This window comes from Domibacillus epiphyticus (assembly GCF_001975785.1).
GTDB lineage: Bacteria > Bacillota > Bacilli > Bacillales > Domibacillaceae > Domibacillus > Domibacillus epiphyticus.
On record NZ_MSFI01000009.1, the window covers coordinates 361,105 to 376,883 of the forward strand.

At 42.5% G+C, this 15,779-nt stretch carries 14 protein-coding genes; 11 read left to right on the forward strand and 3 right to left on the reverse strand.

The features are described 5' to 3' along the window. Positions 1 to 16: 16 nt before the first annotated feature. Positions 17 to 877: a DUF1002 domain-containing protein gene (locus BTO28_RS07255; RefSeq protein WP_076764861.1), complete on the reverse strand. Its 861-nt coding sequence runs from the start codon at positions 875 to 877 to the stop codon at positions 17 to 19. A gap of 201 nt (positions 878 to 1,078) precedes the next feature. Between BTO28_RS07255 and BTO28_RS07260 the strand changes: the two genes are divergently transcribed. The 5 genes from BTO28_RS07260 (at position 1,079) to BTO28_RS07280 (ending at position 7,693) form a co-directional block, all read left to right on the forward strand. Next, complete coding sequence (locus BTO28_RS07260; RefSeq protein WP_158068790.1) at positions 1,079 to 2,620, forward strand: methylmalonyl-CoA mutase family protein; 1,542 nt, start codon at positions 1,079 to 1,081, stop codon at positions 2,618 to 2,620. After that, entirely contained in the window at positions 2,617 to 4,800 is a 2,184-nt protein-coding gene (scpA, locus tag BTO28_RS07265; protein ID WP_076764863.1) for a methylmalonyl-CoA mutase, read from the forward strand. The genes BTO28_RS07260 and scpA overlap by 4 nt, the downstream gene beginning before the upstream one ends. Continuing rightward, positions 4,797 to 5,876, forward strand: a complete 1,080-nt coding sequence (meaB, locus tag BTO28_RS07270) for a methylmalonyl Co-A mutase-associated GTPase MeaB (RefSeq protein ID WP_076764864.1) — start codon at positions 4,797 to 4,799, stop codon at positions 5,874 to 5,876. The genes scpA and meaB overlap by 4 nt, the downstream gene beginning before the upstream one ends. Positions 5,877 to 6,215: 339 nt before the next feature. Then, entirely contained in the window at positions 6,216 to 6,647 is a 432-nt protein-coding gene (locus BTO28_RS07275; protein ID WP_076764892.1) for a BrxA/BrxB family bacilliredoxin, read from the forward strand. 59 nt (positions 6,648 to 6,706) lie between these two features. Beyond that, positions 6,707 to 7,693: an aromatic acid exporter family protein gene (locus BTO28_RS07280; RefSeq protein WP_076764865.1), complete on the forward strand. Its 987-nt coding sequence runs from the start codon at positions 6,707 to 6,709 to the stop codon at positions 7,691 to 7,693. Here BTO28_RS07280 and prli42 read toward each other — a convergent pair. Beyond that, complete coding sequence (prli42, locus tag BTO28_RS17875) at positions 7,686 to 7,781, reverse strand: stressosome-associated protein Prli42 (protein ID WP_158068792.1); 96 nt, start codon at positions 7,779 to 7,781, stop codon at positions 7,686 to 7,688. The two genes, BTO28_RS07280 and prli42, sit on opposite strands and share 8 nt — an antisense overlap. 153 nt (positions 7,782 to 7,934) lie before the next feature. Here prli42 and mce point away from each other — a divergent pair, with 153 nt between their 5' ends. The 5 genes from mce to BTO28_RS07305 all read left to right on the forward strand — a co-directional run bounded on the left by mce (position 7,935) and on the right by BTO28_RS07305 (position 13,981). Beyond that, a complete protein-coding gene (mce, locus tag BTO28_RS07285) occupies positions 7,935 to 8,342 on the forward strand; it encodes a methylmalonyl-CoA epimerase (RefSeq protein ID WP_076764866.1) in 408 nt (135 codons plus the stop codon). Then, positions 8,342 to 9,895 (forward strand): acyl-CoA carboxylase subunit beta, encoded by a 1,554-nt coding sequence (locus tag BTO28_RS07290; RefSeq protein ID WP_076764867.1) that lies wholly within the window; start codon positions 8,342 to 8,344, stop codon positions 9,893 to 9,895. The genes mce and BTO28_RS07290 overlap by 1 nt, the downstream gene beginning before the upstream one ends. Positions 9,896 to 9,984: 89 nt before the next feature. Next, complete coding sequence (locus BTO28_RS07295) at positions 9,985 to 11,103, forward strand: M20/M25/M40 family metallo-hydrolase (RefSeq protein ID WP_076764868.1); 1,119 nt, start codon at positions 9,985 to 9,987, stop codon at positions 11,101 to 11,103. A gap of 30 nt (positions 11,104 to 11,133) precedes the next feature. Further along, positions 11,134 to 12,543, forward strand: a complete 1,410-nt coding sequence (gndA, locus tag BTO28_RS07300; protein ID WP_076764869.1) for an NADP-dependent phosphogluconate dehydrogenase — start codon at positions 11,134 to 11,136, stop codon at positions 12,541 to 12,543. Positions 12,544 to 13,003: 460 nt separating this feature from the next. Next, on the forward strand, positions 13,004 to 13,981 hold the full coding sequence (locus tag BTO28_RS07305) for an alpha/beta hydrolase (protein WP_233129835.1): 978 nt from the start codon (positions 13,004 to 13,006) through the stop codon (positions 13,979 to 13,981). Positions 13,982 to 14,364: 383 nt separating this feature from the next. On the opposite strand, the gene BTO28_RS07310 is transcribed toward BTO28_RS07305, so the two are convergent. Further along, positions 14,365 to 15,015 carry a 2OG-Fe(II) oxygenase gene (locus tag BTO28_RS07310; RefSeq protein ID WP_095532660.1) on the reverse strand — a complete coding sequence of 217 codons (651 nt, stop codon included), beginning with the start codon at positions 15,013 to 15,015 and terminating at the stop codon, positions 14,365 to 14,367. Positions 15,016 to 15,593: 578 nt separating this feature from the next. Here BTO28_RS07310 and BTO28_RS07315 point away from each other — a divergent pair. Further along, positions 15,594 to 15,779, forward strand: a 186-nt coding sequence (locus BTO28_RS07315; RefSeq protein WP_144289456.1) for a hypothetical protein, incomplete at its 3' end; no start/stop codon positions are given.

A 15,779-nucleotide genomic window follows, 5' to 3' on the forward strand; every position in this document is an offset into this window, starting at 1 on the left:
GAGACGCCCGTTTTCATTACTTAAATAATCCTGCGATCCCATCGACGATGGATTGAAGGAAATCAATGATGGACTGCAAAATCCCCTGTCCTTCTTCAGAGTTTTTAAAGCTATCCCATTGCTCTTTCGCTTTATCAATTTGTGAGTTTACTTGATCCCAGTTGATGTCCAGGTTTTGCATCTTATCAAACAATGATGCCAGCTGATCAACTTGGGCGTCACTCAGTTGAATATTTAACTCATTTGAAATGTTGTTAATGATGACTTGAATTTCTTGCAAGTTCTGTGGATTTTGCGCTGCAACTTCCTCTTTAATGCGTTCAATTAAATTTGTTGCTTCTTCCTGCCCGATTTGATCACCGAGTTTTGCCGTTGTGACCATTTCTTCATTCGCCACCTGCTTTTGTTCTTCCGGAATCGCTTCACCGGTTGTAGATTCATAAGCTTTAATGATGCCGGTTAATGCGGCTGTTCCAGATACTTCGAACGGAGCGGTAATGTAAATCTCTGCATCTTTCACACTTGCCGTTGTGAGGGCATTTGTATACATTTCTTTTGAAACCCATGAAATATTTTTTGTCTCAACATTTAAGCCGGCACCGGATTCAGCTGTTGTAATTTTGCTTGAAGAAATAGCTTTCGAGCCGATCTGTGCTTTCGGAATATAGTCACCTAAATATTGATGTTCTTCGGCGTTTGATACAGTAATTGTTTGTACATCAGCGGGAACGTCCATCTCTGTCAGCAGCTGCTCTTTTTGCGCCGGTGTTAAATTTTCACCAAGTGTCACAATAATGTCGCCAGGTGTGCTGTCCGCAGAGACAACTGTCCCTAAACTGAAGACCGCAATACTGAGCAAGCTAAATAGTTTTTTCATAATCTCTCTCCTGAATGAAAAATTGGCTCTCTTAGAAAAAAGAGTTAACAATAGAATAGCATGGCTTCAATATTTTTTCACGTTTTGAAGGATGTTGATTGCCTTATTTCCCCTTTTTATAATACAATGAAAAGGAAGCGGGCAGAGTTTTTTAAGCATGTGCTTCAAATTGAAAACGATTTCAATAAAGGGGTGGAGAACATGAAACAGCAGACATTTCCAGCTGCCTCATATACTGATTGGGAACAGGCTGCACATTCGTCATTAAAGGGGAAAGCACTATCTAAGCTTTTCACGAAAACAGTGGAAAGTATTGAACTAAAGCCGCTTTATACGAAAGAGGATGTGGAAGGAATTTATCGTTCGCTTCCAGGTGATAAGCCATTTACAAGGGGGTTTTATGGAGAAGGAGCGTTTCCAGCAAGTGGATTTGTATTAGAAACGGACCCCTTATCTGAAGGAGCCGCAGTGGGAGTTTTTCCTTCTGTGTCAATGCTCCAAAACATACATACGCAACAATTCATTACAATCAATACGGTTCCTTATCATATGGCTGGTGCGAATGCCGTTCAAGAACTTGTGGCCGCCTTGTCAGAAGCTGTATTTTATATGAAGGAAGCAGAAAAGAAAGGGATAAAGAAAAGTGACGCGGCATCTAAATTGGTTGTTCATTTTGCTTCGGGACCGCGGTTTTTTACGGAATTGGCAAAAATACGCGCATTCCGGACACTCTGGTCTGCTCTAATGGATGCATATGAACTGGATGAAAACGCGAAGCCCAAAATCAGTGTAGAAACGAGCCAGTTAACGTTATCGTCCCTCGACCCGCATGTCAATATTTTGCGTACCGGAAGTGCAGCGTTTGCTGCCGTTCTCGCAAATATTGATTATTTATCTGTTACTCCGTTTGATCAATTGACCGGCGAAACCTCCGGGCTGTCAGAACGTATCGCACAAAACATTCCGCTTCTTCTGCGGCATGAATCGCATCTTGATAAAGTAATTGACCCTGGAGGCGGTTCTTATTATATCGAATCATTAACAGAAGAAATCGGCCGGCTTGCATGGGATGAATTTGCCTTGATGGAAGATAAGGGTGGAATTGAGCAAGCTTTGCGAACAGGAGTATTTCAAAAAGAAATTATGGAAGTTCAAGCGAATCGCGAGCATGATGCTGCCACAAGAAAACATCAATTGATCGGGACGAACATTTATGCAAACATAGATGAAACAAATCGATTCTCAGACGAAACACAAGTGCAAGCAAAAATAGAAGGTGAGAAAATCAATCCGCTAATGCCAAAACGTCTGGCAAAGCCTTTTGAACAACTTCGTCAAAAAGCGGTGCGTCTTGAACAAACTGAACAGTCTGTCGAAGGAGGAATTATTTGCCTGGGCGAGCTGAAAACAAATAAACCGCGTGTAGATTATGTGACGGGTGTTCTGGCGGTCGGCGGTATTCATGCTGTAAAGTCAGAGAATATAGATAAGATTGAAGAAGCTGTAAAGTTTGTGAAAGACACCAAACTGCCTTATTACTGTATTTGCGGGGCAGATGCGGTGTATGAAGAGTTCGGCCAGGAGCTGGTCGATGAGTTGAAAAAGGCGGCAAATGGCGCGATGATTGATGTCGCGGGTAAATGGCAGGCAGATGGACTAAACGGTTCGATTGCTGCGGGTGACAATATTGTGGAAAAATTGTCGGAACTGCTTTCACTATTTGAAGGGAGGACGATTCAATGAAGTTAAAAGACTACAATCCATTTAAAGCAGGGGCTGTAAAACCGGCCGATGACCGAAAAAAAGAACTGGAACAGGAAGTAAAAAAGACGTTTGATGATTTGTCTTTTGAAACAAATGAATCGATCCGCCTTAAAGCGCTTTATACGGCTGAAGATACAAAATCACTTGAACATGTAAACGATTATCCGGGTATTGCTCCATATACACGGGGTCCATACCCAACGATGTACGTAAACCGTCCGTGGACGGTCCGTCAGTACGCTGGGTTCTCAACGGCTGAAGAAAGCAATGCATTTTATCGTAGAAACCTCGCAATGGGGCAAAAAGGGCTGTCAGTTGCATTTGACCTTCCTACTCACCGCGGCTACGATTCTGATCATCCTCGTGTAGTGGGGGATGTTGGAAAAGCAGGCGTAGCCATTGATTCAGTTGAGGATACGAATATTTTATTTAACGGCATTCCGCTGGATCAAATGTCTGTCTCGATGACGATGAACGGTGCGGTTTTGCCGATTATGGCGTTTTTTATCGTTTCGGCTGAAGAACAGGGCGTCAGCCAAGAAAAATTGTCAGGAACGATTCAAAACGATATTTTAAAAGAATACATGGTACGAAATACATACATTTATCCGCCCGAAACTTCGATGCGCATCATTGCCGATATTTTTGACTATACGTCAAAACATATGCCGAAGTTTAACTCGATTTCCATTTCAGGCTACCATATGCAGGAAGCAGGAGCGCCCGCTGATATTGAACTTGCATATACGCTTGCGGATGGGCTGGAATATGTGCGTACTGGTCTTGCTGCCGGTATCGACATTGATTCATTCGCACCGCGCTTGTCGTTTTTCTGGGCGATCGGCATGAATTATTTTATGGAAGTGGCGAAAATGAGAGCGGCACGGCGTATATGGGCTCAATTAATGAAGCCATTCAATCCGTCCAATGAAAAGTCAATGGCACTCCGCACCCATTCGCAAACATCCGGCTGGAGTTTGACAGAGCAAGACCCGTTTAATAACGTGACGCGGACGCTCATTGAAGCCCATGCGGCTGCCATGGGGCACACGCAGTCGCTCCATACAAACGCCCTGGATGAGGCCATTGCACTTCCGACGGATTTCTCCGCACGTATTGCACGTAACACACAGTTATTTTTACAAGAAGAAACGGGAATCACGAACGTTATTGATCCTTGGGGCGGCTCGTATTATGTCGAGGCGCTTACAAATGAATTAATGGAACGAGCGTGGACCCATATTGAAGAAATTGAATCACTCGGCGGTATGACGAAAGCCATTGAGACGGGCTTGCCAAAAATGAAAATTGAGGAAGCAGCGGCACGCCGTCAGGCAAAAATTGATTCCGGCCAGGAAATTATTATTGGAATGAACAAATACCGGCTTGAGAAAGAGGATCCGATCGATATCCTCGATATTGACAATACGGCAGTCCGGTTAAAGCAAATTGAACGTATTGAAAACATGCGGGCAAAACGGGATGAATCGAAAGTAAAAGAAGCGCTTGATGCGATTACAGCATCCGCTGAGTCTGGCGAAGGAAACTTGCTTGAACTTGCGGTAAATGCCGCGAGACATCGTGCAACACTCGGCGAAATTTCCGACGCTGTAGAGGCGGTGAGCGGCAGGCATAAGGCGGTGATCAGGTCGGTGAGCGGCGTTTATGGATCAAATTATTCCGATTCAGAACAAATGACAATGGTACAGAAAATGACCAAAGAATTTGAAGAGCAGGAAGGGCGCCGTCCTCGTATTTTAGTGGCGAAAATGGGTCAGGACGGTCATGACCGCGGCGCAAAAGTCATTGCGACTGCGTACGCTGACCTCGGGTTTGACGTAGATATCGGTCCTTTATTTCAAACACCGGAAGAAACGGCAAAACAGGCTGTGGAGAACGATGTTCATGCCGTTGGATTCAGCTCGCTTGCAGCGGGTCATAAAACACTTCTGCCTGCGCTTGTTGATGAACTTCAAAAGCTCGGCCGGGAAGATATCGTTGTGTTTGTCGGAGGCGTAATTCCAGCGCAGGATTATGATTTCTTAAAAGAAAAAGGCGCAGCTGCTATTTTTGGACCGGGTACTGTCATTCCTGTTTCGGCACAAGTCATTTTGGAGAAAATTTATGAGCGGCTCGGCTACGAGGAAGTGGTGGAATGACGGAAGAACATCTTCATGTAAGAAAAGGAGTGGCGGCCAGTCATGACGGCATGATCGCCCCTCCGCGCAAAACATTTCGAAAAAAGACGGCTGAGCCACCCAATTTGACGGCCATTGCGGAAAAGGTTAAGCAAGGATCAATGAGGGAATTGGCGAAGGCGATTACGTTTATTGAAAGCAATGCCGGTGATCACTACCTTTATGGTCAGAAATTATTGCAGGAATTGCTGCCCTCCACTGGAAAGGCGATCCGGATTGGCATAACGGGTGTACCTGGTGCGGGGAAAAGCACATTTATTGAATCGTTCGGGACAATGCTGTGTGACGCGGGTCACCGCGTTGCTGTACTTGCGATTGACCCAAGTTCATCCATTTCAGGAGGGTCCATTTTAGGGGATAAGACAAGGATGGAAAAGCTTGCCAAGCATTCAAATGCGTTCATCCGCCCATCTCCATCAGGGGGTACTCTCGGCGGTGTCCACCGAAAAACGAGAGAAACGATGCTGTTATGTGAAGCTGCTGGCTTTGATGTCATTCTAATTGAGACAGTCGGTGTCGGTCAAAGTGAATTTATCGTCCGCAGCATGGTTGATTTTTTTATGCTGCTTGCGCTGACAGGAGCCGGCGATGAACTGCAGGGTATGAAAAAGGGGATTATGGAACTCGCTGATGCAATTGTTGTCAATAAAGCGGACGGTGTGAACAAGCAGCTTGCTGAAAAAACGAAAAATGAATTTAACCAAATCTTGCACTTTCTTCAGCCGGCAACGAAAGGATGGATATCAAAAGCCTATACGTGCTCCGCTTTGAAGAATGAAGGCATGGACTCGATCTGGTCTGTTATCGGCGAATTTCGAGAAACAGTTGAAAAAAGCGGTGTATTAAACGAGCGCCGCCGCCGTCAGACAAAAGAATGGCTGCACACGCTGATTATGGAGCAGCTGAAAAATAATTTTTACCGCCATCCGTACGTAAAAGATCAAATTAGTCAGCTCGAACAGGCCGCAATGGACGGAGATATTACTCCTTCACAGGCAACAGAGTCACTCTTTCGTGAGGTATATGGGGACAAATAAATGAAGCGGCGCAATACCTTTTTAAGAAAGGCTGTACATTGCGCCGCTTTCCGTTTGTAGTCCACATATCTTTTTCGGGCAAAAAAAGGACCACCCGAATAAAATTCGAATGGTCAAAGACAGGGAGTTTAGGGGTATGGATCCAGTTGCCTTATTATTCTACCCGGGATTGAAAAAAATAAACATTCCTTTTATTCTTTTTCTAAAAATATAATAAATAATTGGGATAAAGATTTATTAAAGTAAACAATCAATTGGAAGTAGTCCATTTGATTGAAATATAAAAATTTTTGTCTTATGATAGAAGGAGCAACCAATAAAGGAGAGAATACCGTGGGAATGGATTTTAATTTTTTCATGAATGATGTAGTTCGTCAGGCTCGCGATGAAATTAGAGCGGCTGGATATACAGAATTGACGACACCTGGTGAGGTGGATTCAGTGTTAAACGAGAAAGGGACGACGCTTGTGATGGTCAACTCTGTTTGTGGATGTGCTGGAGGCATTGCCCGTCCGGCAGCGGCTCATGCGATTCATTATGATAAGCGCCCGGATCGTTTAGTAACCGTATTTGCCGGGCAGGATAAAGAAGCAACAGCGCAGGCGCGCAGTTTCTTTACTGGCTACCCGCCATCATCGCCTTCGTTTGCCTTAATTAAAGATGGAGAGGTGCAGGCAATGGTCGAGCGTCATCAAATAGAAGGGCATCACCCGATGTCAGTCGTTGAACAACTTCAATCGCTTTTCGATCAGCATTGTGAAGAAGTATAAGAATGGTGAACTAAAGCCTTGCCCTCTGCGGCAGGGCTTTCTTACTAGGGGTGGAAGCTATGTTTAAAATCGGCTACCGCACAGCAAAAACGGCAGTAGGCATTGCTGTCGCCATTCTAATAGCTGAATGGATCGGGCTTGAGCATGCGGTTTCAGCGGGGATCATTACAATATTATGTATTCAAAATACGAAGCAGCGGTCTCTTCAAGCGGCGTGGACACGGTTTATTGCCTGTCTTGTAGCCCTGTTTTATTCCGTATTGTTTTTTGAGCTTGTTTCGCATCATCCGGTTGTCATCGGGATCATTATGCTCTTTTTTATTCCCACCATTGTCGCATTAAAGTATCAGGAAGGCATCGTGTCGAGCACGGTCATCATTTTACATTTGTATACGGCTGAGCACATTACACCTGCGCTCCTTCTAAACGAAATTGGAATAATTTTAATCGGGATTGGGGTGGCGCTTTTACTGAATTCATACATGCCGAGTGTGGAGCGGAATTTAGTGCAGATGCAGGAACAAATGGAACGGTTATTTGAACGAATTTTTGAAGAAATTGTGTTATATTTGCGGACGAATGACCACCGGTGGGATGGCAAAGAACTGACGGAAACAGCGGAGCTCATCAAAAAAGCAAAGACCCTTGCTTTTAAAGATGTCCAAAACCATTTTACGAGACATGACAGTTTTTTTTATCAATATTTTACAATGCGTGAAAAACAGTTTGAAATCATTGAACGGATTTTATTAATCGTCGTGACCATTTCCCACCGTCCGGAACAGGCGGACATGATTGCGGATTTCATAGAAGAATTAAAAACGCATATCCATCCCGGCAACACAGCCTATTTGCATCTTGACCGGCTGGATGAAATGAAGCATGCCTTTGAAGAAATGCCTCTTCCGAAAACACGTGAAGAATTTGAAGCACGGGCAGCTCTTTTCCAGTTTGTCAGGGAAATGGAAAGGTATTTACTCATAAAAGCCCGATTTCGCGGCATGAAAAAAAGCGCGGCTGAAACGGCGCGCCCTTCTGTCACATAAACATTGTCAGTCCGAACATTACGGTTGAAATGAGCATCACAAAAAGCATTAAATACACAATAATTTTTTGAAACGTTTTGTTGCGCATAAAGGTCTCCTTTGAAGGCTCTATTGTTGTCTACTATTGTACCGGCAATAGAGCTTGATCGCAACTGAACAGAAAAATGAAAAAGAGGATTTCTTCAAAATTTGTCGAATTAATATACTGTTTTCGTATATTTTCTTCAAAGGGGTGAGGGAATTGAAAAAAGTAGATCACATCGGCATTGCCGTTGCGTCTTTGGAAGAGTCGATGGCGCTTTACACGGAACAGCTTGGCATGACGCATATGAAAACCGAAACGGTTGAATCTCAAGGAGTAAACGTCGCCTTTATCGATGCGGGGAATATGAAAATTGAATTGCTCGAACCGACTAGTCCGGACAGTCCCATTGCCAAGTTTTTAGAGAAGCGCGGCCAGGGAATTCATCACATCGCGTACAGTGTTCAAAACATTGAATCACGCATTGCCGAAATGAAAGAACGCGGCATTCAAATGATTAACGAATCGCCAAAACTGGGAGCAGGCGGTGCCCATGTTGCCTTTATGCACCCAAAATCAACAGGCGGCGTGTTAATGGAACTTTGCGAGAAAAAGGAGGAAATCTAATGGCGGACATTTTTGACAGCATTCATGAGCTGCAAGATAGACGGCAGGAAGTCGAGCTTGGCGGCGGTGATGAAAGAATCGAGAAGCAGCACGAAAAAGGAAAATTGACCGCACGTGAACGCATTAACTTGCTTGTAGATGAAGGAACATTTGTTGAACTAAATCCATTTATCGAACATCGGAATACTGACTTTGGTCTTGACGGCGTCAAAGGACCGGGTGATGGCGTTGTAACCGGTTACGGAAAAGTGAACGGCCGTCCCATCTATTTATTTTCACAGGATTTTACCGTTTTTGGCGGTGCGCTGGGCGAAATGCATGCACAGAAAATTGCGAATGTGATGGATCTCGCAGCGAAAAACGGAGCGCCGTTCATCGGTTTGAATGATTCCGGTGGTGCACGTATTCAAGAGGGCGTCTTATCACTGGATGGATACGGACACATTTTTTATCGGAATGCGATATATTCAGGCGTTATTCCACAAATATCTGTCATTTTAGGGCCTTGTGCAGGCGGTGCCGTATATTCCCCGGCCATAACAGATTTTGTCTTTATGGTAGACAAAACGAGCCAGATGTTTATTACAGGTCCAAAAGTAATAGAAACCGTCACAGGGGAAAAAATTTCTGCTGAAGATTTAGGCGGTTCGAAAGTACATAATACGGTAAGCGGCAATGCGCATTTTCGTGCTGGCACGGAAGAAGAAATTTTAGAAATGGTCCGTGCGCTCTTGTCGTATTTGCCGCAGAACAATGAAGAGAAAACACCGGTTCTGCCTGAATTAGCTGATGAAAGCGATTACCGGGAAGATATTACGGATGTCGTGCCTTTTGACGGGCTCCGTCCATATGATGTGCGTAAAGTACTCGAGCATGTCGTCGATGAAGGATCGTTTATGGAAGTGCAAAAGGAATTTGCAAAAAACATCGTCGTTGGTTTTGCCAGAGTCAAAGGGGAAACAATCGGATTAGTATGTAATCAGCCGAAATTTATGGCCGGCGGATTGGATATTGATTCTTCTGATAAAGCCGCGCGGTTCATACGTTTTTGCGATTCATTTAACATTCCGATCATTACGTTTGAAGATGTATCCGGATTTTTCCCTGGAGTGAAACAGGAATTGGGTGGCATCATCCGTCACGGTGCGAAAATTTTATATGCGTATTCTGAAGCAACAGTGCCGAAAATTACCGTTATTTTACGAAAAGCTTACGGCGGTGCTTATGTGGCGCTTAATTCAAAATCAATCGGAGCAGACCTTGTGTTTTCGTGGCCGAATGCAGAAATTGCCGTTATGGGACCACAGGGCGCGGCGAATATTATCTTTGCCCGTGAAATTGCAGCAAGCGACGATCCGGAAGCAACAAGGGCGGCGAAAATTGAAGAATACCGTGAAAAATTTGCCAACCCGTACGTGGCCGCTGCACGGGGCATGGTCGATGATGTAATCGATCCGCGGGAGACTCGAATTAAGATTATTCAATCGCTTGAAATGATGCGCACAAAAAAAGAAGAACGGCCAAAGAAAAAACACGGAAATATTCCACTTTAATGAAGATCAGCCGGAGACCAACCTCTCTCGGCTGATTTTTTATTCAGAAAAGTTTATACTATAGAAGGCAGAACATTTGGAGGTGCAGCGTGGTCAATGAAGAACGTTTATTGAATGAATTTTTGGAACTCGTTCAAATAGATTCCGAAACGAAACACGAACAAACGATAGCCAAGTCGTTAAAAGAAAAATTTACTGCACTCGGCGTCGATGTGTATGAAGATGATGCTGCGTCCAAAACCGGACACGGTGCAGGGAATTTAATTTGTACGCTCTCTTCCGTGAAAGACGATGTCGATCCGATTTATTTTACCTCACATATGGATACAGTGGTTCCAGGAAAAAATGTGAGCCCGATTGTGGAAGATGGGTATGTTAAAACAGACGGAACGACAATTCTTGGCGCGGATGATAAAGCAGGTCTTGCTGCGATGTTTGAAATGATTCGTTTATTGAAGGAGCAAAACATCGCGCACGGGTTAATTCAATTTATCATTACCGTTGGTGAAGAATCCGGCCTTGTTGGTGCAAAAGCGCTCGACCGGTCACTTGTGAAAGCGAAATACGGCTTTGCACTGGACAGCGACGGTGATGTTGGCAATATTATTGTGGCTGCACCGACACAGGCGAAAGTCACTGCGCATGTATACGGCAGAACTGCCCATGCAGGCGTCGCACCTGAAAAAGGAGTGTCCGCGATTACGATGGCCGCCAAATCAATTGCCCGTATGCCGCTTGGACGGATTGATGAAGAGACGACTGCCAATATCGGCCGGTTTGAAGGCGGACAGGCAACGAACATCGTTTGCGATTATGTGCAAATTTTAGCGGAAGCCCGCTCGCTTGATCCGGAAAAAATGGATGTGCAGACAAAGAAAATGAAAACAGCATTTGAAGAAGTCGCCGCTGGCATGGGCGGCAGGGCAGAAGTGGATGTGGAAGTGATGTATCCTGGCTTTAAATTCGGTCAGGACGATCATGTCGTGCAGGTGGCTCAGAAGGCAGCAGCAAAAATTGGACGTTCATCCAAGCTGTTAACGAGCGGAGGAGGCAGCGATGCGAATGTCATTGCTGGATTTGGCATACCGACAGTAAATTTAGCTGTCGGCTATGAAGACATTCATACAGTCAATGAAAAAATGCCTGTAAAAGAGCTCGTAAAGCTCGCTGAAATGGCAACAGCGATTGTTGAGATTGTAGCAGAATAAAAATAGCAGAAGAAAGAAGGATTTCGTTTTATGACAAAGCAGCAAATTGGAGTCATCGGTCTTGCCGTAATGGGTAAAAATTTAGCGTGGAACATTGAAAGCCGCGGCTATACTGTATCTGTTTTTAACCGTTCATCTGAAAAAACGGATGAAATGGTGAAAGAAAGCGAAGGGAAGAACATCGTCCCAACCTATACAATGGAAGAATTTGTTGCATCGCTTGAAGTGCCGCGCAAAATCTTGCTCATGGTAAAAGCCGGTGAAGCAACGGATAAAACAATCGATTCATTAAAGCCTCATCTTGAAAAAGGCGACATTATTATCGATGGCGGCAATACGTTCTTTAAAGATACACAACGACGCAATACAGAGCTTGCAGAACTCGGATTCCATTTTATCGGTACAGGTGTTTCAGGGGGAGAAGAAGGCGCGTTAACAGGCCCGTCCATTATGCCGGGCGGCCAAAAAGAAGCGTATGAGCTTGTAGCGCCTATTTTAAAAGATATTTCCGCAAAAGTAGAAGGCGAAGCATGCTGCACATATATTGGCGGCGACGGTGCGGGACACTATGTAAAAATGGTTCATAACGGCATTGAGTATGGCGACATGCAGTTGATCGCAGAAGCATACTCCCTGTTGAAAAACGTGCTTGGACTTTCTGCAGAAGAGCTTCACAATGTATTTTCTGAGTGGAATAAAGGAGAACTTGACAGCTATTTGATTGAAATTACGGCAGATATCTTCACGAAAAAAGACGATGAAACAGGGAAACCGCTTGTTGACCTTATATTAGATGAAGCTGCTCAAAAAGGAACAGGGAAATGGACGAGCCAGAGCGCCCTTGACCTTGGCGTTCCTCTGCCGCTTATTACCGAGTCAGTATTTGCCCGTTTCATTTCCGCGCTGAAAGAAGAGCGCGTAAAAGCGGCGGATGTGTTAAATGGACCGGATAGCACGTTTGACGGTGACCGTGACGCGTTTATCGAGTCTGTACGCCGCGCGCTTTATATGGGCAAAATCTGCTCGTATGCACAGGGCTTTGCACAAATGAAAGCTGCGTCTGATGAATATGGATGGGATTTGAAATACGGCGATATCGCGATGATTTTCCGTGGCGGCTGTATTATCCGCGCGCAGTTTTTGCAAAAAATTAAGGAAGCGTATGACCGTGATGCATCACTCGATAACCTGCTTCTTGATCCTTACTTCAGCGGTGTGACGAATGAGTACCATTCTGCTCTCCGTGAAACAATTTCACATGCCGTGCTGAACGGTGTTCCTGTACCGACATTATCCTCGGCAATGGCATACTACGACAGTTACAGAAGCGCTGTGCTGCCAGCGAATCTAATTCAAGCGCAGCGTGACTACTTCGGTGCTCACACATACCGCCGCCTTGATAAAGAAGGTACATTCCACACAGAGTGGATGGAGAAGTAATAGAGGATTTATTTTATAGCCAATGATACAGTTAGGTGAAAAACCTTTTAATATCTATTATTTGTGCCGCTATATTGATTAGTACAGTTTACACTCAAATCGGCTAATACAGCCTTTTGGGTGGTGAATGGGTGGCAAACTTTATAAAAGCACAAGAAAAGCACCGTTTTGCGCGGTGCTTTTTTTATCATGCCTTTAAAACAAAGTTTAACCGTTTATAATAAAGTTTTACTGTTTTGAAGAAAGTTGAATCGTTTATAAAAAACATGAACCGAAATAACTTAGCTTATAAAGAAAGGTTTTCGGTTTTTTTTGTTGTACTAACGGGGCAGTATAGTTAAATAAATTTTTGGAAAATAAAGGTTTTTTGATAACCTTCAAAGAAATTATTATTCCATACACTTTCTCAAGGAGGCTACATAATGCCTGTAATTAATATAATTGTATGGGGGAAAAGAGAGTGAATTCTAACACTAGAAATTTAACATACAATGAAACCGAAATTTATTGGAAGAAATATCAGAGATTTTTTCCTGAAGAACTGCGAATAAAAGAAAATAATCTACCAACTGAAGAATGGTGGAGTTGGAAAGATTATCATATCCATCTGGATAGAATGTCTGTTCTAAATGCGAAAATTAAAGTTATTTTTATTCATGGTGCAGGCGGAAATGGTAGACTATTCGCACCATATGCAAGAATGCTACAAATGCATGGATATGATATTGTATCCCCAGACCTCCCTCCTTATGGACTCAGTTACAAGGAGTCACCAAAATCCATGGATTACCACCAGTGGATAAAAATAATGACTGAGTTCATCGAACAGGAATTTAATCGAGACGGAAAGCCAATTGTTTTATTGGGGGGGAGCATCGGAGGCATGCTTGCATATCATGTGGCAAGTCTGAGCAAACAAGTAAAAGGTTTGATTGTAACGACTTTCGTGGATACAAGTAATCAGAAAGTTCGTGATCAAATTGCCCCAAACAAGCTAATAAGCCGCTTGGGTAAATTCACGTTAGATAATTTCTTTTTTGTACTGGATTCGTTTCGAATTTCTGTTTCAAAAATATCGAGAATGAAATTAATTACAAATAACTTGGATCTGACAAAACTTATTATGAACGATCCTCGAGCTGCAGGGACAAAAGTTTCTTTACGGTTTTTGAGAACATTCTTAAATATGAAACCAGTAATTGAGCCTGAATATTTCGATGTTTGCCCTATTTTGCTCATTCATCCTGAAGTAGATCCAATGACACCATATAGATTAAGTGAATCTTTTTATAACCGATTACAATGTGAGAAAAATTGTGTGATTTTAGAAGGGGCTGGTCATTTTCCGATAGAACAACCGGGTGTGGAACAGATGAAAACAGCCCTTCTAAAATTTTTAATTGAAATAGAAAATGACTTAGAGCTTATAGAAGACTAGTTTATACAATGTTGACGATCGTTAAAGAACTTTATAATAAAATCGAACGAAGCTGTCATTTTGGCAGCTTTTCTTATTGTGCTAACGGGCAGTTTAGTTGAAGAAGTAAGTGTGTATAAAATTGTGACTACATTTATCTCATTGTTAATCTTTCCTTAGACCATCTCTACGAGGTAGTATTTTTTATTTAAACAATATTAGGTTGACTTGTATATATACTGTGTATAGCATCATTTATTTTAAATTGAAGTTCCAAATGGAGAAAGGGGGTAATTTAAAATTGTCATCGAAGAAGAAATCGCTGTTTTATCAAACGGTTGGTTAAAATGTGGAGCTTGCAAAATAAAGATCACTCCATTGAGTGATCTTTATTAGAGAACCTTTTACCTTAATTTTTGCCTTCTCATCCATTGTGTTGCAACCCACTTTTCCCCCATTATAACGGGTGCTCCACCATGCAAAGTGAGTTCGTTTACGCTTGTATCAGTATAGAAATATTCGAAATACACCGCCATTCCCTTTTGTGGTAATACTGAAAAATTCAGCTTAGGAAAAAAGGTTTCTCCACCTTGTTCTACGTCATTTAAGTACATCAGGAGTGTGCTAATTCTATTATTTTTTGCCGCTTTACTTGTTGGTGAAAAAAAATCAAAATGAGCTTTATACTCTTGGCCGGGATTATATTTAATGATTTGAATACCATCCCCATGTTCAATAGGTATATTCATAATAGATGATATTCTTTTTTCAACTTTGGTAATTATATCATTTTCATTTTCTTGAAAAAACATGCCACTACTTGTTCTTATCTCATTTAATTCGTGTGTAGCTCCAATTTTTGAACGCTGCATTTTGTCTTTTGACAATGTAATTAGCTCATCACATTCTTCATCACTCAAAACATTCCCTAAAAGGACTATTAACGGTTCTTCTAATCGGGCTATGATGCAAATTTCTCTATCTTCGGTTTTGATATTTTTTCCGTTGTGATTAAAAATAGTTTGTTCTTTAATGGTGGAGTGTTTACTATCCATTAACAACTTTTATCAGCCCCTGATTTTCAGATTAATTTCTGTTTGTAAGCGTTTACTTTGATGATTATAACACAAATTTTGTTTGAATTTCTAAATTGCTGATGTAAACAAACTATAATACTCCCTTTTGATAGGCGTGCATGTAAGGGCTCAACCCGCGCGGCTATAAAAATGATGCCGCATTTTCAAATTGCCCTGCTTCAACTGCAGGGTGCATTACTTGATGTAGTGATATGATTGACTCAATTTAACCGTAACCAATAAGTTAGCCGTATCAGTTATTGTACTGGTATGGCTTTTTGCTTTCTAAATATTTGTTCATGGTTAAATATAAAATCCTATCTTAATAAATGTACAAGTGAATGGAAATTGTGACGGAAGCGATATTAGGCTCTATTAAATAGAGTTGATTTTCTTGTTAAACTAACGGAGCAAGGTTAGTGCTTCAAATGTAATGACTTTCTTAAATAATTTTGAAATAAACAGGTTTTTATCAGCCAAATATATTAAGATAGGAGAATATGCCTGGATATTGGCCTCACTTTAAAGCATCCAGTTAGCGATAAAAGGAGTTTGTCATGGAAGTTAAATGGTTTTCAGTAAAGAAGAAGCTGATATTGTTTTCGATCCTTCTTTTATTAATTCCCATTTCCACTATTACATTTTTTGCGAACGGAAAGGTCCGGGAAACGACTGAACGGGAGTATGTAAATTCCAGTCTGAGGGAAATCGAAAAAGTGGATAATGCGATTTCGCTGTACTTT

Bases quoted from the DNA above. Each gene is read 5' to 3' on its own strand.
- BTO28_RS07290 (WP_076764867.1), top strand. From the start codon at position 8,342: ATGGCGGACATTTTTGACAGCATTCATGAGCTGCAAGATAGACGGCAG.
- BTO28_RS07310 (WP_095532660.1), bottom strand. From the start codon at position 15,015: ATGGATAGTAAACACTCCACCATTAAAGAACAAACTATTTTTAATCAC.
- scpA (WP_076764863.1), top strand. From the start codon at position 2,617: ATGAAGTTAAAAGACTACAATCCATTTAAAGCAGGGGCTGTAAAACCG.
- meaB (WP_076764864.1), top strand. From the start codon at position 4,797: ATGACGGAAGAACATCTTCATGTAAGAAAAGGAGTGGCGGCCAGTCAT.
- BTO28_RS07280 (WP_076764865.1), top strand. From the start codon at position 6,707: ATGTTTAAAATCGGCTACCGCACAGCAAAAACGGCAGTAGGCATTGCT.
- prli42 (WP_158068792.1), bottom strand. From the start codon at position 7,781: ATGCGCAACAAAACGTTTCAAAAAATTATTGTGTATTTAATGCTTTTT.
- BTO28_RS07260 (WP_158068790.1), top strand. From the start codon at position 1,079: ATGAAACAGCAGACATTTCCAGCTGCCTCATATACTGATTGGGAACAG.
- BTO28_RS07255 (WP_076764861.1), bottom strand. From the start codon at position 877: ATGAAAAAACTATTTAGCTTGCTCAGTATTGCGGTCTTCAGTTTAGGG.
- gndA (WP_076764869.1), top strand. From the start codon at position 11,134: ATGACAAAGCAGCAAATTGGAGTCATCGGTCTTGCCGTAATGGGTAAA.
- BTO28_RS07275 (WP_076764892.1), top strand. From the start codon at position 6,216: ATGGATTTTAATTTTTTCATGAATGATGTAGTTCGTCAGGCTCGCGAT.